The organism is Arthrobacter sp. SAFR-044, from assembly GCF_051965175.1.
In the GTDB taxonomy this organism is placed as follows: Bacteria; Actinomycetota; Actinomycetes; order Actinomycetales; family Micrococcaceae; genus Arthrobacter.
Window position 1 is genome coordinate 14,264 of record NZ_JBQCMK010000002.1, and the last position, 17,495, is coordinate 31,758.

Genomic DNA, 17,495 nt, shown 5'->3' on the forward strand with positions numbered 1-17,495 from the left:
ACAGGCTTGATGCAGATGACCAAGGGGGCCCAGAGGGCCCTTTTCCTTTGTAGCCACTAGTGAATAATTTCACAAAGGCACTTCCCAGAAATGGAGCAACTGATCAGCATGGATTGGCGTAACCGCGCAGCGTGCCTCGACAAGGACCCGGAACTGTTCTTTCCCGTCGGGAATACGGGACCGGCCCTGCTGCAAATCGAGGAAGCCAAGAGCGTCTGCCGCCGGTGCCCCGTTGTCGACACCTGCCTGCAGTGGGCCCTCGAATCCGGCCAGGACGCCGGTGTTTGGGGCGGCATGAGCGAAGACGAGCGCCGCGCCCTCAAACGGCGCGCCGCCCGCGCACGCCGCGCTTCCTAAAAACCCACAGCACCGGCGACGACCCAACCGGCGAAAAAGAGGCCCCGGGAGAATCCGAAAATGGATTCTCCCGGGGCCTCTGTCAGTTTCACGCCCATTCCGCCTGCGGCGACCACTGGCCGGACGCCGGCTCCTACTTGCCGGCCAGGCTAAGCCGGATCTTGACCTCGGTCCCGCCGCCCTCGCGGCGTTCCCAGGCGATGGTGCCGCCCAGCTCACTGGTGACGAGCGTCCGCACAATCTGCAGGCCGAGGCCCTCCACATGGGGAGTCTGCGGAAGGCCCACGCCGTCGTCGGCAATGGTGACCGTCAGCTCTTCGCCGTCGTCCCCTTCGGACCGGTCGGCAACGAGCCACACTGTTCCCGCCCTCCCCTCGAGGCCGTGCTCCACGGCGTTGGTCACCAGTTCGTTGATGACCAGGGCAAGCGGGGTGGCGAGATCGCTGGGGAGTTCCCCGAAGCTGCCGGAGCGTTCCGTCCTGACCTGCTGCGAAGGGGAAGCCACTTCCGCGGACAGCCGGAACTGGCGCCCGATCAGTTCGTCGAAATCCACGCTCTGCGTCAGCCCCTGAGACAACGTCTCGTGGACCAGGGCGATAGTGGCGACACGGCGCATCGCCTGCTCCAGGCCCTGCTTTGCTTCGTCGCTCACCATGCGGCGGGACTGCATCCGCAGGAGCGCGGCCACGGTCTGGAGATTGTTCTTGACCCGGTGGTGGATTTCGCGGATGGTCGCGTCTTTTGTCACCAGCTCCATCTCGCGGCGGCGCAGCTCCGAAACATCACGGCAGAGGACCAGCGCGCCGAACCGCTGCTGCTCATCCCGGAGCGGAATGGCACGCAGTGACAGGCTCACTCCCCTGGACTCAATCTCGCTGCGCCACGGCATGCGGCCGGTGACGACGAGCGGCAGGGTCTCATCCACCAGGCGGCGGTCCTTGAGCAGGCCCGCGGTGACTTCAGCGAGCGAGCGTCCCTCCAGGGATTCGCCGTCCCCCAGCCGGCGGAAGGCCGAAACTCCGTTGGGGCTCGCGTACTGCACCACGCCGTCCGCATCCAGCCTGATCAGCCCGTCGCCCACACGGGGGGCGCCGCGGCGGGAGCCTGTGGGTGAGGCAAAGTCCGGCCAGAGCCCCAGCGTTCCCATCCGCAGGAGATCGTAGGCGCACTGCCGGTAGGTCAACTCGAGCCGGGACGGCATCCGCGAACTGGAGAGGTCCATGTGCGTGGTAACCACCGCCAGCGTCCGGCCGTTACGCACCATGGGAACTGCCTCGACCCGCAGGGCCATCTCGCTGTTCCAGTTCGTCTCGCTGGAGCGCTCAATGGACCGGCTGTTCCACGCCTTGTCCACGAGCGGCTGCAGGTCGGAGCGGATACCCTCGCCCACGAAGTCACTGTGGAAGGCCGTGTGCGTGGTGGAAGGACGCACGTGTGCCAAGGCAATATAGCCAAGCTCTGGGTGGGGGAACCACAGCGCCAGGTCGGCGAACGCAAGGTCCGCGACCATCTGCCAGTCCCCCACCAGGAGGTGCAGCCATTCGGCATCGCCCGGCCCGAAATCAGCATGTTCCCTGATGGGGTCCGTAAAGATTGCCACTGCACCTCCATTTTGCGGCGCGGAATTCCTAGCGCCGGACGATTGACCTCAAGAGCCTCAATGCTACCGACAGTGAGGCCATGTCGTCGGCTTCCAGTGCGTTCACCTCGTCGAACATGCTCTTTGCCCTGCCCAACTGCTCGGCATTCTGTGCCTCCCAGTCCTTGAGCCGCGCATCCGGCGACCCGGTCTCGGACGTGGCGTCCAGCACCGCCGTCGTCATATCCGACACTGTTGAGTACAGGTCATCGCGCAGGGCTGCCCGCGCCAGTGCCTGCCACCGGTCCTGCCGGGGGAGGCTGCTGATGCGTTCCAGCAGCGAGTCGGCGTGGAACCGGTTGAACACGGTGTAGTAAACGGCTGCGATCTCCTCCACCCTGTCCTTCCGTGAGCGGGCGATCTTGGCGATGTCCAGCAGCACGAAGCTCTCGAACAGCTCGGCCCAGCGCAGCGCAAGGCCCTCCGGGAGTTCCCACTCGCGGCCCTTCGCCAGCCACCCCGCCACCCGCTCACGGTCGTCGCCGCGAAGGTAATCCAGGAGGCGGGCACGCATGGGATCCATCAGCGGCTTGAACTCTGCCACCACCTCGGCGATGGGGCGGGAAACACTTTCCTGGCTCAGCAGCCAGCGGACTGCCCGGTCCAGGAGCCGCCGGATGTCCAGGTGCACCGTGCTCCAGTGCTCCGTGGGGAAGGAGGCAGGCAGGCTGTTCAGCTCCCCGACCATCGCATCCAGCTCATACACTTCGCGCAGCGCGACAAAGGCCTTGGCCACGGCAACTTCGCTGGCGGATGTTTCCTCCATCACCCGGAAGGCGAAAGTGATGCCGCCAAGGTTGATCATGTCGTTGGCCACCACCGTGGCGATGATCTCGCGGCGCAGCGGATGCGTGTCCAGCTCGGCGTCAAAACGTTCACGCAGCTGATGCGGGAAGTAGGAACGCAGCGTGTCCCGGAACCAGGGGTCATCGGCAAGGTCGCTGTCCCGCAGGGCCGACGCCAGCTCGATCTTCGCGTAGGCGGCCAGCACTGACAACTCCGGAGATGTCAGCCCCTGCCCCTGCTGCAGCCGTTCCCGCAGCGTTTCCGTGGTGGGCAGCGCCTCCAGGTCGCGCTTCAGGTCGGCACTCTTCTCCAGCCAGTCCATGAGCCGTTCGTAACTCGGGCTCCATTCCGCCACCCGGGTCCGGTCGTTCAGGAGCAGGATGTTCTGGTCGATATTGTCTTCGAGGACCAGGCGGCCCACTTCATCGGTCATGGACGCAAGGAAATCTGCGCGTTCCGCCGCGGCCAGCTTGCCGGCGGCGACCATCCGGTCAACAAAGATCTTAATGTTGACTTCGTGGTCGGAGCAGTCCACACCGGCGGAGTTGTCGATGGCATCGGTGTTGAGGATGACCCCCTGCAGGGCTGCCTCGATGCGGCCGCGCTGGGTCATTCCCAGGTTTCCGCCTTCGCCCACTACCTTGACCCGCAGGTCGCGGCCGTTGACCCGGATGGCATCGTTGGCTTTGTCGCCCACCGAGGCGTTGGACTCGGAGGACGCCTTGACGTAGGTCCCGATTCCGCCGTTGTAGAGCAGGTCGGCGGGTGCCAGCAGGATGGCCCGCAGGAGTTCGGGCGGGCTGAGCTCGGTGGTTTCCGACGGGAGCCCCAGGGCGGCCCGCACCTCCGGGGACACGGGGATGGATTTGGCCTGGCGGGCGAAGACACCGCCGCCTTCGCTGATCAGCGACTTGTCGTAGTCGTCCCAGGAGGACCTGGGCAGGTCGAACAGCCTCTGCCGCTCCGTGAACGAGGATTCTTCATCCGGGTTGGGGTCAAGGAAGATGTGCCGGTGGTCAAATGCCGCGAGCAGGCGGATGTGCCGGGACAGCAGCATGCCGTTGCCGAACACGTCGCCGGACATGTCCCCCACGCCAACTACGGTGAAAGGTTCGGTCTGCGTGTCCAGGTCCAGCTCGCTGAAGTGGCGCTTCACCGATTCCCACGCGCCCCGTGCGGTGATGCCCATGGCCTTGTGGTCGTAGCCCACGGAACCGCCGGAGGCGAACGCGTCGCCCAGCCAGAAGCCATATTCCTCGGACAGTCCGTTGGCTATGTCTGAGAAAGTAGCCGTTCCCTTGTCCGCCGCGACCACAAGGTACGAGTCGTCGTCGTCATGCCGGACAACGTTCGACGGCGGCACAAGCCGCTCAGCATCGCCTTCAGTCAGGAGATTGTCAGTGAGATCCAGCAGGCCTCGGATGAATGTCTTGTAGCTCTCAACGCCTTCTGCCATCCAGGCCGCGCGGTCGGTGGCGGGGTCCGGAAGCTGCTTCGCGAAGAAGCCGCCCTTGGCGCCGGTGGGGACGATGACGGCGTTCTTCACCGTCTGCGCCTTGACCAGGCCCAGGACCTCGGTGCGGAAGTCTTCCCGCCTGTCGGACCAGCGGAGCCCGCCGCGGGCCACCTTACCGAACCGCAGGTGCACACCTTCGACGCGGGGGGAGTAAACCCAGATTTCGAACATGGGCCGCGGGAACGGCAGCCCATCGATGCGGGCGGGATCCAGCTTGAAGCTCAGGTGCGGCTTGTTCTGGTAAAAGTTGGTGCGGAGGGTGGCCTCGATGAGGTTGGCGAAGGTGCGCAGCACGCGGTCGGCATCGAGAGTGGCAACCTTTTCGATCGAAGCCGCCAGGTCCTGCCGCACGGAAGCCTGCGCCTCAGCGCGCTCGCCGTCGCTGATGGAGGGATCGAAGCGGGCCGCGAAGAGTGCGCTCAGCCCCCTGGTCACATCCGGGTTGGCCAGGAGGGTGTCCGCCATAAAGCCGAAGGAACTGCTGTTGCCCATCTGGCGCATGTACCGGGCGTAGGCACGCAGCACCGTGATCTGCCGCCATTGCAGCCCTTCCCGCAACACCAGGCGGTCAAAGTTGTCCGATTCCGCAGCGCCGGTGACGGCTGCGCCAAAGGAGTCGGCAAGAAGCCCGCCCGTGGACAGCGGGTCCACTCCGGCCGGGTACTTCAGGCCCAGGTCGTACAGGAAGAAGTCCCGGTGGTCCGCTGTTTCGATCTCAAAGGGACGCTCATCCAGGACCTCGAGTCCGAGGTTGTGGAAGTAGGGCAGGATCTGGCTCAGGCTCTTGGGCTCCAGCATGTAGAGCTTTACCCGGGCATCCTCCTCCAGTGTCGCACCGGCCCCTTCGGGAAGGTACACGTGCACGCCGGGACGGTCCTGCCGTGCGCCGGCACTCCTCTCGGCGGCGGCCCCGTACTTTTCGAACCGCGCAATGTCTTCGAGGGCGTCCTCTACTTCGTAGTCCACGCGGTAGCTGGCGGGGAAAGCCTCAGCCCAGGTGGCAGCGAGTTCCTTGGCCTCGGCTGGGTCCCGGCCTTCGCGCAGGACCTCGGCGATGCCTTCACTCCAGGACCTCGCCGCCCGGACCAGCCGCTTTTCCAGTTCGTCGCTGTTGACGTGGCTGACGTCGGCGTCCTTGGGCAGCCGAATGCGGAAGAACAGGCGCGCGAGTGCCGATTCGGTCATCCGGGCTTCGTAATCAATCGAGACTGCCTGGAAGGTCTCCCGCAGTTCCTGTTCGATCCGGAGCCTGACGTTGGTGGTGTAGCGGTCGCGGGGCAGGTAGACGACGGCGGACATGAAACGCCCGTAAATATCCGGCCTCAGGAACAGCCGGGTGCGCCGCCGCTCCTGCAGTTTCTGGATTCCGAGAGCGGTCGCGGCGAGATCGGGGATTTCGATCTGGAACAGCTCATCGCGGGGGTACGTCTCCAGGATTCCCAGGAGGTCCTTGCCCGAGTGCGAGTCCGGCGGGAAGCCTGCGTTCTGAAGCACGGCGTCCACCTTTTCCCGGACGATGGGAATGTCGCGGACGGAGCCGGCGTAGGCGCTGGTGGCAAAGAGGCCGATGAAACGGCGCTCGCCGTTGACGTTGCCCGCGGCGTCAAAGCTTTTGATGCCGATGTAGTCCAGGTAGGCCGAACGGTGCACCGTCGACCGTGAATTGGCCTTGGTGATGACGAGGGCACGCTTTTCCCGCGCCTTCTTGCGGCCCGTGTCGGTGAGGTGCTGGATGTGCGGGGAGTCAGCAGCCGCGCGGAGCAGCCCAAGGCCGCTGTCCTCGCGCAGTTCCAGGACGTCTTCGCCGTCAACGTTGAGCAGGTCGTATTCGCGGTAGCCCAGGAACGTGAAGTTCCCGTCGTCAAGCCAGCGCAGCAGGTCCTTGGCCTGCCTCAATTCGGCAATCTGCGCGGAGTTGGCCACCTTGTCCAGGCTTTCGGCGATTTCCCGCGCTTTTTGGCGCATCCTGGGCCAATCCTCGACGGCGGCCCTGACATCGTTCAGGACGCGCGTGAGGCCCGATAGCAGGGAAGCCTTCGCGTCGTCGGAAACGCGGTGGATTTCGACGGCGATCCACGACTCCATGTGCGAGGCATTTTCACCTTGCGCAATGAGGTGGGAAAGGTTGGGCATTGCCGCTGTGTCGCCGCTGGAAATGCCCAAGTGTGCCGGAACCCTGTTGACCTTGACCAGTTCGCCGGTTTCCCGGTTCCTGGTGGCCACGAATAGCGGGTGGACCACGAGTCTGATGGCTGCATGCTGCCGGACGAGTTCGGCGTTGACGGAGTCGACAAGGAACGGCATGTCGTCGGTGACAACAAAGATGACGCTGCTGTCCTCTTCGTCGATGATCGATATATTGGCCTGCCCCGGCTGCCGTACGGATGCTGCCCGGCGGTGCTCCTCGGCTCGGGCTTCCAAAACATCCCGGGGGTAGCTTCGGGCATCCTCCTCAGCCAGGTGCTGGTAGTAGTCCCCCATGAAACCTTCAAGGCCTTCAATGGAGAGGGGCTGGTCCTCCACACTGGATCCAGACGACATCGACAACGCCTCCATCAGAGATATTCGCTGCACCTTTGCAGCTCTTATGGCGAGCCTAGTCCTTTGCCCTGCGCCGTGGTGTGGAAGAAAACACAGAGGCTTTGGCTTTTCGCTGGCCTTGTGCACAAACGAGCCCCCGGATGGCGTGCCGGAGCGCAGAGTCCGGGGAAGCTTCGAGCAGCAGCGAGCCTGCCAGGAGGGCTGCATCGGCGGCGGCCGGGTCGTAGGGCAGGAACGCTTTGAGCTCTGAAGCGGGGCCGTACCGCTCCCAGGCATCCCGCAACTGCCGCTCGGGGTCTCTGCCCACGGAGGAGGACCGCACCTTGTTCATCACGACAGTAGGTGACGCCTGCGGCACAGCCCCTTCCAGTTCGGCGAGCGCACGCACCATCCGGGGTACGCCCACGGGATCAGCAGCACCAACGGCATAGACCTCGTCAGCCACTTCCAGCGGACGCAGTGTGGCGGCGTTGCGTCGCGGCGCCATGGTGTCGAAGCTCAGTTCCTCATCGGCCTCCAGGCAGAACCCGGTATCGACCACCACAACCTCCGCGATCTGGCGGGCCCGTTCAAGAACCAGCGCCAGGGCAGGGGCGCGCAACTCTGTCCATCTGTCCGCGCGGGTTATGCCCGTGAGCACCCGGAACGCTCCGGACGACGTGGCGACCGTGGCGGCAACCTTCCGGAGGGCATCCGGGTCCAGCAGGCCCTGGTCAGCGAGCCTGCACGCCTGGGCAACCCCGGCTGACTCATCCAGGAGACCCAGCACCGCCGCGACGCTGGCACCGTAGGTGTCGGCGTCGACCAGCAGGACGTCCCGGCCGTCCGCAGCCATCTCGCCGGCGATGTTCACCGCGATGGTGGTCCTGCCGGGTGACCCGGCCGGTCCCCAGACAACGATGAGCTTCCCGGCTGGGTGGTCCTCCTCGTCAGGCTCCGGCTGCACGGGATCAAGGGCCAGTGCAGCCCCTGTGTCGGCGGCAGCGCTCAGGCCGGCAGGCCGGGCAGCACCCGTCAGCTGGGCGACGGCATCGGCAATCCTGTCCGAGAGCTCGGCGGACTCGATCCCCGTCACCGCCGAGGCCACACCGATTTTGCGGAGCCTGGCTGCCTCTTCTGCATTGTCTGTCAGCGCAACGACTGCCACTCCAACAGCTCCAAGCCGGTCGATAAGGGAAGCAGTCAAGCCCTCGGACCCCTCAGCCACCACTGCAGCCCTTGCCAGGCCGCTCTGGCAAGCAGCGAGAAGTTCGGGAAGTTCAGTGCACCTTCTAACCACGGTCACCGGCCCGTGGAGCCTTTCGAGGCCGCCCACCAGATCCTCCCGGCTTTGGCCCACGGTGACAACCGGGATGCTCATCGCATGCCGCCGGGATTCCACACGACGGATATTTTTGCGTCGTTGGCCTGGGCACCCAGCAGCGCAGGCATCTGCTTGTCCTCTACCATGACCATCAGCACAGTGGTCTTTGACGAGCCGAGGGCAGTGGACCCCGTGGTGACCTCGGCAATTTCAGCTCCGGGAAGGATGAGCTTCGGCTCGCTGAATCCGTTCCTGGCGTCCGGCTGGGCCACCCAGACGTCCACCCGCGCACCGGCAACTGCCTGGGAGGGCAAGGTCTGCGCGATGTTGAGGGCTACGGGTTTCCGATCCAGCTGGTCCACCTCGCCAAGGCTGGCCTTGGGAACCAACTGGTCCTTGGCGATCCGCTGCACGGCGACGACATCCTGGGGCAGGCCGTCTTCCACAGTGATGTAGTGCTGCTCCGTATCACCCAGGCGGACCTTGGCGCGGACCACGTTCTCCGGCGTCAGGCGTTCACCCACAGCGATGCCGTCCCGTGCCGCAAAGACCTCGGTGGTGCGGTCCGCACTGCCGACCAGGAACGTAACCCCCGCAACAGACACGAGGACCAGGAGGACGCCCACCAGCAACCGCGGATCCTTCCACGATGGGCGCTTCAGCCGCGGTGCAGCGGCGCTTGCATCAGGAACCATACCGTTCTCCCCCTAGGTATACCGGGCCTGCCCGCTCTGGCCGGACTCCTCATTGTTACTGCAAGGCACCCGGAACAAAAGTCATTTACCTAAATACCGGCTATCTGTGGAAAACGGGCACAAACAACGTCATGTGATGGCAAAATGGGTGCATGCCAAGGTTCCTCACGCTCGCGGACGTCGCCGAGCAGCTCCAGATCAACTCACCTGCCGCGTACGCCTTGGTCCGCAGCGGTGAGCTGAAGGCCATTCAGGTGGGGGGCCGCGGGCAGTGGCGGGTCGAAGAGAAAATGCTGGAGCAGTACATCGAGGAACGCTATGCCGAGGCCAGCCGCATGATCCAGGAGTCACGCGCCAAGTCAGTGTGACGCCGCTACGCTCCGCGGGCTTTGCGTGACCTGATGATCGCCAGTGCCGTGAAAGGTACCGCTGAAACCTGGCCAACGCTTTGGGTCCTCCGTGCTTCGCCCGGAATCACCGCCGCCAGGTCTATGTAGTCCCGGCCAACCCGGTCAATGACGCCGTCCAGCCGTGCGGCCCCGGATCCCCCACCAATCGTGACGGTTACTTCGGTCCGATCCCGGGCTAGGGCCCGCAGGGAGTGGGCCAGTCCGATCGACCGGCGGACTGGTGAGTTCTCCGCCTGCACATGCCTGCCCAGGCCCACGTACCGCGCTGCGGCCGCGAAGGGAATCAGTCCTTGGTGCCGTTCTTCATCCAGGACCAGGGCATCAGCCCCGACGTGGGTCAGCTCCCCCTGTGCCGATTCGCCGCACAGCAGGTGGACCCCGATCCTGTAACCCACGGCGGCCCGCAGCCGGTCTTCGAGGCGCAGGCCAACCATCTCTGCCCGGGTCCGCTCGTTGATCTCGCTGTCGAGCGCAAGCCGGTCAGCCTCCGCAAGCTGGCTTTCCATGTCGTTGAAGAGTGCATCCCAGCGCATTCCGCCAGCGTAGGGTGCCGCATCCAACCCGTCAACGCGCATCTTTAATTCACTCCAACGTCTGGACAAAAGTTCGTTATCGGGTTCAGACTGTCTCAATCAGCATCAAACTGCATCAAAAGACATCAAGGTGGCGGATCATGGGATACTCCCGAAAGACAGGATGGTCCGATGCCGCCATGGCGTTGGCTCTGCTGGGGCTTGGGGTTGTGCTTTGCATCCTGGGGACTGGCCTGGTTGCCCAATGGCAGGACGGTGCCGCCCGCCGGCAGGACTTGTCCGTGGAGGTCCTCCTGGCGGCCGCCGCAACAGCTGCCGGCATCGGGCTATTGCTGTGGTGGGCTTTTGCGCTGTTGAGCGCAGGAGCCGCTGTCCTGCTGCAGCGGTCGGGACGTCGTCGGGCTGCGGCGGTGGCCCGCAGGCTCTCACCCGCGTTCATGCAAAGGGCAGTTGTTGCCGCCCTTTCGATCCAGCTGGTGGCCGGGGCTGCGGCACATGCCGCCACCGCTCCGGGGCCCGAGTGGACTCCACTACAGAACCAGTCCTCAGCGGCTCCCTCCAACCCTGCAACCATGGACGCTGTCCCGGCGCCCGGCCAGGGCGATGGCCCGGACATGCATACCCCGGTCCAACAGGTCCCGGCGGAAGTGCCAACGGCGGTTCGTGACGGTGCATCGCCGGCATGGCAACCCGCCGCAGCCCAGCCCACCGCCGCCACGGTCAACCCAGGATGGCAGCCGGCTTCCCCTGTGCTGGAACCCGGACTGCTCGCCGCTCCGCAAACCAGGGCCACGGCCGGTCCGGAGGCGGGCGGGAGCGAAACGGGTGGCGGGGCCGGTGTGGTGACAGTACTCGCCGGAGACACCCTATGGGACATCGTCGCGGCCCAATTGGGCCCGGAAGCATCGGACGTGGCCATAGCCCTTGAGTGGCCGCGGTGGTATGCAGCGAACCGGGGCCTGATCGGCGCGAGCCCGGACGTCCTGCTTCCAGGTCAAATCCTCCACGCCCCGGCGCCGTAGCCGCTGCCGACACCTTGCCGTGGGGCTTCCGGGGTCCGGCCATACAGAAGATCCCATCAGCGTGCCACCGAGCCGGACCGGAGTGCCCAACGTCAACTCCGCGCCGGCCCATTGGACCATCAGCTATTCGAACAAAAGGGGAACCACAATGACCGCTGCGACACCTGTCCGGGCCGTCCAGGACCCGGCTGCCAACACCGTAGACGGCGGGAGGGCCCGCGGGGAAAATGTGTCACCGCCAAGGACGGCGGCGCCGGCGGGTCAGTCGCACGGCGCGAACCCACCGTCCCTGCGGTCCGTAAGCGAAGCGGCGGAAGTCAGGGCCATTACCCGGGGGACGGTCCAGGCTGCCATGGAGGTCCTGGCCGGCATCCGTCCTGTCCACCAGTTGGCGCGGCGGCTCGATCCGCGGTGCCTGGCGTCGTTGCAGCACCGGGCGGCGCTGATCCGGCGCGAACTTACCAGGACAGGCAATCCCGCACTGGCCCGGCTCCACCGGAACTCCACGGTCCGCTCCGTACGGGTGTGCGAGGTGGCTGAGGGGATCTACGAGGCAAGTGCCGTGGTGGTGGATGACGTACGGGCCCGTGCCGTTGCCGTCCGGCTTGAGCGCAACAAGCAGGTCTGGCGAATCGTTGAACTCGTCATCGGCTGACCCAGTGGAAACGCCCGGGCGCCGGAAGATCCGCACAGTGCACCACGCAAACAGGGCAGGGACGCCTTGGTCCCTGCCCTGCTCACCACCGCCCTTGGGCGTCTACGGCTGTGCTGCTAGCGCTTTTTCTTTTTTGCCGGGCGCTTGGCAGCATCCTGTGCGGCTGCCTTGGCGGGGTTGCCGGAGCGTCCGCTGCCGGCCCGGGTTTCCACCCGGGTCTGGGTTCCGCCGCTCTCGCTGGGAGCCGTGTATTGCAGCTGCGCCGGCTGCTCGGGGGCCTCAAGCCCGGCGGCATGGACCTGCGGGTCCACGTGCTCGGTGTGTCCGCCGGCAGCATCCTGGACCACGACGTCCTGGGCCGGGGTTACTTCCACCTCGAGGTTGTAGAGGAAGCCCACGCTTTCCTCCCGGATGGCTTCCATCATGCTTTGGAACATGGCGAAACCTTCGCGCTGGTACTCCACCAGCGGATCACGCTGCGCCATGGCCCGCAGGCCGATGCCCTCCTTGAGGTAATCCATCTCGTAGAGGTGTTCCTGCCACTTGCGGCCAATGACGGAAAGGACCACGCGGCGTTCAAGCTCCCGCATGCTTTCGGATCCGATGACCTCCTCGCGGGCCCGGTACACCAGGCGGGCGTCGGAGAGGATCTCCTCCTTGAGCAGCTCAACGGTGATCCTGGACTTCCCGCCGGCCTCTTCGATGATTTCCTCGGGAGTAACGCTGACAGGATAGAGCGTCTTGAGGTTCGTCCACAGCTGGTGGAAGTCCCAGTCGTCGCCGTTTCCTTCCGCGGTGGCGGCGTCGATCAGCGCAGTGATGGTGTCCTCGATGAAGTACTGCACCTTCTCGTGCAGGTCATCGCCTTCGAGGATGCGACGGCGGTCACTGTAGATGGCTTCGCGCTGGCGGTTGAGGACGTCGTCGTACTTCAGCACGTTCTTGCGCTGCTCGGCGTTGCGGCCTTCCACCTGTCCCTGGGCAGAGGCGATGGCCCGGGATACCAGCTTTGATTCGAGCGCAACGTCGTCCGGCACGGAGCTGTTCATGAGCCGTTCCGCAGCCCCGGAGTTGAAGAGGCGCATGAGGTCATCGGTCAGCGACAGGTAGAACCGGGACTCACCGGGGTCGCCCTGGCGGCCGGACCGGCCGCGGAGCTGGTTGTCGATGCGGCGTGATTCGTGGCGTTCGGTGCCCAGGACGTACAGGCCGCCGAGGTCCAGGACTTCCTCGTGTTCATCCTTGACGGACTGCTTGGCTGCCTCGAGCGCCGTGGGCCACGCGGCTTCGTACTGTTCGGAGTTCTCCTCCGGATCCAGCCCGCGCTTGGCGAGTTCGGCGACGGCCGTGAATTCGGCGTTACCGCCCAGCATGATGTCAGTGCCGCGGCCGGCCATGTTGGTGGCCACGGTGACGGCACCCTTCCGGCCTGCCTGGGCGACGATGGCAGCTTCCCGGGCGTGGTTCTTGGCGTTCAGGACCTCGTGGCGGATGCCTTCCTTGGCGAGCAGCTTGGACAGGTACTCGCTCTTCTCCACGCTGGTGGTGCCCACGAGGACGGGCTGGCCTTTTTCGTGCCGTTCGGCGATGTCGCGCACCACGGCGTCGAACTTTACAACCTCGTTCTTGAACACGAGGTCCGACTGGTCAATCCGCTGCATGTCCCTGTTGGTGGGGATGGCCACGACGCCGAGCTTATAAGTGCTCATGAACTCGGCCGCCTCAGTCTCGGCGGTACCCGTCATTCCCGACAGTTTGCCGTACATACGGAAGTAGTTCTGCAGCGTCACGGTGGCCAGGGTCTGGTTTTCCGCTTTGATCTCGACGCCTTCCTTGGCCTCGATCGCCTGGTGCATGCCTTCGTTGTAGCGCCGGCCCGCCAGGATGCGGCCCGTGTGCTCGTCAACGATCAGCACTTCGCCGTCCAGGATGACGTAATCCTTGTCCCGCTTGAACAGTTCCTTGGCCTTGATGGCATTGTTCAGGAACCCGATCAGCGGAGTATTGGCGGATTCGTACAGGTTGGAAATGCCAAGGTAGTCCTCGACCTTTTCGATCCCGCTCTCCAGGACGCCCACCGTGCGCTTCTTTTCGTCGACCTCGTAGTCCTTTTCGGACTGAAGCCGGAGCACCACTTTTGCGAATTCGCTGTACCAGCGGTTGGTGTCCCCCTGCGCAGGGCCGGAGATGATCAATGGCGTGCGTGCCTCATCAATGAGGATGGAGTCAACTTCGTCGACGATGGCGAAGTTGTGGCCGCGCTGGACCAGTTCGGTCCGGTCCCACGCCATGTTGTCCCGCAGGTAGTCGAAACCAAACTCGTTGTTGGTCCCGTAGGTGATGTCGGCGGCATACTGCTGGCGGCGAACGGCCGGATCCTGGTTGGCGAGGATGACGCCGCTGGTCAGGCCCAGGAACCGGTAGACGCGGCCCATGAGTTCGGACTGGTATTCGGCGAGGTAGTCGTTGACCGTGACGACGTGGACACCCTTGCCGGTGAGGGCATTGAGGTAAGCGGGAGCGGTCGCCACCAGGGTCTTGCCTTCACCGGTCTTCATTTCAGCGATGTTGCCCAGGTGGAGGGCAGCGCCACCCATCAGCTGGACGTCGAAGTGCCGCATCCCCAATGTGCGGGAGGACGCCTCGCGCACTGCTGCGAAGGCTTCGGGAAGCAGGTCGTCAAGCTTCTCGCCATCCTGGTGGCGAGCCCGGAGGCGGTCCGTCTCCTCACGCAGTTCAGCGTCGGTAAAGGTCTTAAAGGAGTCTTCGAGGGCGTTGATGGAATCGGCATAGTTCCGCAACTGCCGGAGTGTTTTCTTGTCACCCGTGCGGAGAATTTTTTCGATAAGTGATGCCACGTGAAGATGCTCCCAGTCTGATGCCGCCGAATTCTGGCGTGTTCAGTCTACGGGAGACACACGCAGCCGGTGCCCCTTTTCCCTGAGAGCGGATACTCCCTGGAGCGGTGCCAGCTCCAGGGACAGACCTGCGGCCAGGTCCCCTCCCTGCCCCACTTCCACCTCCGGCAGGCCAAGCCATTGGGCCATGAGCACCAGTTCGGCAGCGAGTTCGACGGCGGTATCAGGCGGTGCGTCAGGCTCGGCGAACGCGGACCTCACCAGCAACCGGCCGCTTGCCCGGTCCGCTTTCAAATCCACCCGGGCCACGATGCTGTCGCGCAGCAGGAAAGGCAGCACGTAGTAGCCGAACCGCCTCTTGGGCTCTGGAGTGTAGATCTCGATCCGGTAGTGGAAACCGAAAAGTTCGGACAGCCGCCGCCGCTCAAAGACCAGGGAATCGAACGGGCTCAACAACGCCCGGCCGGTGGCGCGCTGCGGCAGCACCGAGTCCACATGCCGGTAGATCTTCCGCTCCCAGCCCGCCACGTTGACCGGTTCCAGCCTGCCTTGCTCCACGAGGTGCTCAACGGCCAGCGCTGTAGCCTTGACCGGAATCCGGAAGTAGTCGGCGAAGCAGCGGACGCTGCCGATTCCGTGGGCCTGTGCGGCCGCGTCCGTCAGGCGGCGCAGTGCGGCCACTGGATCCTCTTCCCGTGCCGCGGGGGCCGGGTATGGGAGGACCTTGGCGGTCAGCGTGTACCTGCGCTCGAACTGCCCGGTCCTGGAGGCTGCCGATACCAGTCCTTCTTCGAAGAGGTGTTCAAGGACCCGCTTTACGGCGTTCCAGTTCCACCCCCAGTTGTCCGCCTGCTTTTCCTCGACATGCCCAATCCGTGCCGTCAGTTCCGATGCCGTCATGGGCCGGGACCGGGCGAGGACCGCCAGGATTCTGGCCGCAACGTCGTTGCGGAGCACGGGGTCCAGGCGGGAGGCGCCCACCCAGGCCCGCTTTTGCCATAGGAGAAGGTCCTGGTAATGCTCCGGCCGTATGTAGCTTGCCTCGTGCGCCCAGTATTCAAGCATCCGGCGCGGATGGCGTCCGGACATGCGTTGCAGGATGTCGCGGTCGTAGTTGCCAAGGCGGGAGTAGAAGGGCAGGAAGTGGCTGCGGACCAGGACATTCACGGAATCGATCTGGACGAGCTGGAGACGGGCAAAGGTACGGCCCACCGTCCGTGCTGTCACGGGGCCGGTGGGCCGTCCTTTGTGGAGTCCCTGCGCTGCCAGCGCGATCCGCCGTGCCTGGTTAAGGCTCAGCGATGCCGGCAATTCAGTCCTCTCCGGTGGGTGATTCCACGTTAAGCGTTGGCGGGGGCGTCATCCGAGCGGTAGGCAAGGATCTTTTCCTCCACGACAGTGTCCCCTGGTTCGCATTCGTGGTCCAGGGTAATGACGCCATAGGTCCAGCCGCGGCGGCGGTAAACGACGGAGGGCGTGTTGGTGGCCTTGTCCACGAAGAGATAGAAGTCGTGGCCCACGAGTTCCATATTGTCCACGGCGTCGTCAAGCGTCATGGAAGCAGCGGGAAAGACCTTGCGCCGGATCAATACCGGCGATTTCCCGGCCGGGATGTCATTTTCGACATCGTAGGGGGATTTTTCTTCCGTTGCCAGGCCGGTTTCGCTCCTGCGGTTGGCCTCAAGGTACAGCGGTTCGTGCGCGCTGGCGGGCTCGAGTGTGGCGGTTGCTTCACGGACAGCCTTGGGGGTGTGACGGCCATGGTGGACCTTCTTACGGTCCTTCGCGCGCCGGAGCCGCTCAAGCAGTTTGTTGTAGGCGAGGTCAAAGGCGGCAAATTTGTCTGCGGCACTCGCTTCGGCACGGATTACAGGGCCCCGGCCCAGGACTGTCACCTCGACGGTCAACTGGTCGCCGGTCTGCCGGGCGTTGGTCTCCTTGGAGACTTTGGTATCGACCCGCTGGATCTTGTCACCAAGCGATTCGATCTTTGCGATCTTTTCCCCGGCATATTCGCGGAACCGGTCTGAAACTGTCAGATTTCGTCCGCTGATCATAAACTCCATGGTGCCCTCCAAATGACTTCGGTGACACGACGGCGGCGCTTCCTTGGGCCGGGCTGCCTGACAGTCGAGCCCCTCTCCGAGCCGCCATCGAAAGGTACATTCTGTTCTTGGTACCCACCACCGACGTTAGTTCATAGCCACCCGTTATTCATCCTTTCCCGGTTTATTTTTTTCTAAGTCGTGGTGTCTCCCGTGCGGTCGGGGGGCCGGAGCGCCGGGGTCCGCGGCGTCGGGCGGGCGTGTCGCCGCAAGCACGACGGCGCCCCTTACCCGGGCGCCGGCTCGGTGCAGGGCACGGGCCGCTTCTCCAAGGGTGGCGCCGGTTGTCAGGACGTCGTCGACGATGATGCAGGGCCGTCCCAGGACCTTTGCGCCGGCTCCGGATTTGATCTGCATGGAGCCCCGGACGCGTTGCGAGCGGGCTCCCCTACCCAGGCCTTTTTGGCCACCCGGTCCTTTTTGGCCAGCCAAACCCTGGTGGTTGCCAGGGCTTTTGTGGCTGCCGGGCCACCAGGAGTTGGCAGCCGGCTTTTTGCCCAGGACATCTGCGACGTCGAGGCCTGGAAGCTGCCGTGCCGCCTCTTTCAGGAGCACGTGGACCGGGCTGAACCCCCGGGTGACATATGCCGCTGTGCCGGTGGGCACCGGAACCAGCAGGAACCCATTGCCGCCTTGGGCTGCTGCCCTGACTGCCACGGCGAGTGCCCGGCCAAGGCTCCTGCCAAGCTGGTGTTGGCCGTACCGTTTGAACGACAGCAGGCCCTGTGCCAGCTCGTCCCGGTACACACCAGCTGCCACCACGGGGAGCATGACGGTCCCGTCGACATCCATCAGCGCCGGCGCTCCGCTTTCCGCCCGGAAAGGTTGCCTGGTCAGTTGGCGGATGCGGCTGCCGCATGGCGCGCAAAGCGTCCGGTCCTCGGCCCCGCAGCAGACGCAGTCCACCGGCACTGCCAGGGCAACGAGGTCTGCCGCTGCGCCGGACAACCAGTCAGCAAGACGCAGGAGGGCAACCGGGTGTTCGCCCCTGTGCAGAGCCTGCCAGGGCGGCGGCGGTTGAAGGTCCGGGTCCATTCTCCAGGTCCGTCGACGGCCAGGACCAGTTGCGCCTCTT

At 64.8% G+C, this 17,495-nt stretch carries 13 protein-coding genes; 4 read left to right on the plus strand and 9 right to left on the minus strand.

What is annotated here, in order from left to right:
* Positions 1 to 108 precede the first annotated feature (108 nt).
* Positions 109 to 357 carry a WhiB family transcriptional regulator gene (locus ACTHQS_RS02820; RefSeq protein WP_003804966.1) on the plus strand — a complete coding sequence of 83 codons (249 nt, stop codon included), beginning with the start codon at positions 109 to 111 and terminating at the stop codon, positions 355 to 357.
* Between the two features lie 133 nt (positions 358 to 490).
* Here ACTHQS_RS02820 and ACTHQS_RS02825 read toward each other — a convergent pair whose 3' ends face one another.
* Genes ACTHQS_RS02825 through ACTHQS_RS02840 form a run of 4 tightly spaced genes read right to left on the minus strand, consistent with a single transcriptional unit; the run spans position 491 to position 8,837 of the window.
* The gene (locus ACTHQS_RS02825) at positions 491 to 1,957 is read right to left on the minus strand and encodes a sensor histidine kinase (RefSeq protein WP_440165889.1); all 1,467 of its coding nucleotides are present in this window, start codon (positions 1,955 to 1,957) and stop codon (positions 491 to 493) included.
* Between the two features lie 28 nt (positions 1,958 to 1,985).
* The gene (locus ACTHQS_RS02830) at positions 1,986 to 6,839 is read right to left on the minus strand and encodes an NAD-glutamate dehydrogenase (RefSeq protein WP_440165891.1); all 4,854 of its coding nucleotides are present in this window, start codon (positions 6,837 to 6,839) and stop codon (positions 1,986 to 1,988) included.
* Between the two features lie 55 nt (positions 6,840 to 6,894).
* Positions 6,895 to 8,199 carry an AAA family ATPase gene (locus tag ACTHQS_RS02835; protein WP_440165893.1) on the minus strand — a complete coding sequence of 435 codons (1,305 nt, stop codon included), beginning with the start codon at positions 8,197 to 8,199 and terminating at the stop codon, positions 6,895 to 6,897.
* Entirely contained in the window at positions 8,196 to 8,837 is a 642-nt protein-coding gene (locus tag ACTHQS_RS02840; RefSeq protein WP_440165895.1) for a hypothetical protein, read from the minus strand. Before ACTHQS_RS02840 ends, ACTHQS_RS02835 begins: the two co-directional genes overlap by 4 nt.
* Before the next feature lie 152 nt (positions 8,838 to 8,989).
* On the opposite strand from ACTHQS_RS02840, the gene ACTHQS_RS02845 reads away from it, so the two are divergent.
* A complete protein-coding gene (locus ACTHQS_RS02845) occupies positions 8,990 to 9,205 on the plus strand; it encodes a helix-turn-helix domain-containing protein (RefSeq protein WP_440165897.1) in 216 nt (71 codons plus the stop codon).
* Between the two features lie 5 nt (positions 9,206 to 9,210).
* Here ACTHQS_RS02845 and ACTHQS_RS02850 read toward each other — a convergent pair whose 3' ends face one another.
* On the minus strand, positions 9,211 to 9,780 hold the full coding sequence (locus tag ACTHQS_RS02850; RefSeq protein ID WP_440165899.1) for a hypothetical protein: 570 nt from the start codon (positions 9,778 to 9,780) through the stop codon (positions 9,211 to 9,213).
* Between the two features lie 140 nt (positions 9,781 to 9,920).
* On the opposite strand from ACTHQS_RS02850, the gene ACTHQS_RS02855 reads away from it, so the two are divergent.
* Complete coding sequence (locus tag ACTHQS_RS02855) at positions 9,921 to 10,802, plus strand: LysM peptidoglycan-binding domain-containing protein (protein WP_440165901.1); 882 nt, start codon at positions 9,921 to 9,923, stop codon at positions 10,800 to 10,802.
* Positions 10,803 to 10,950: 148 nt separating this feature from the next.
* The gene (locus tag ACTHQS_RS02860) at positions 10,951 to 11,457 is read left to right on the plus strand and encodes an Rv3235 family protein (RefSeq protein ID WP_440165903.1); all 507 of its coding nucleotides are present in this window, start codon (positions 10,951 to 10,953) and stop codon (positions 11,455 to 11,457) included.
* 116 nt (positions 11,458 to 11,573) lie between these two features.
* Here ACTHQS_RS02860 and secA read toward each other — a convergent pair whose 3' ends face one another.
* The 4 genes from secA to ACTHQS_RS02880 all read right to left on the minus strand — a co-directional run bounded on the left by secA (position 11,574) and on the right by ACTHQS_RS02880 (position 17,455).
* Entirely contained in the window at positions 11,574 to 14,315 is a 2,742-nt protein-coding gene (gene secA, locus ACTHQS_RS02865; protein WP_440165905.1) for a preprotein translocase subunit SecA, read from the minus strand.
* Between the two features lie 42 nt (positions 14,316 to 14,357).
* Entirely contained in the window at positions 14,358 to 15,626 is a 1,269-nt protein-coding gene (locus tag ACTHQS_RS02870) for a winged helix-turn-helix domain-containing protein (protein WP_440165907.1), read from the minus strand.
* A gap of 29 nt (positions 15,627 to 15,655) precedes the next feature.
* Positions 15,656 to 16,381, minus strand: coding sequence for a ribosome hibernation-promoting factor, HPF/YfiA family (gene hpf, locus ACTHQS_RS02875; RefSeq protein WP_440165909.1), 726 nt, complete (start codon positions 16,379 to 16,381; stop codon positions 15,656 to 15,658).
* Positions 16,382 to 16,525: 144 nt separating this feature from the next.
* Positions 16,526 to 17,455: a ComF family protein gene (locus ACTHQS_RS02880; RefSeq protein WP_440165911.1), complete on the minus strand. Its 930-nt coding sequence runs from the start codon at positions 17,453 to 17,455 to the stop codon at positions 16,526 to 16,528.
* Between the last annotated feature and the right edge of the window lie 40 nt (positions 17,456 to 17,495).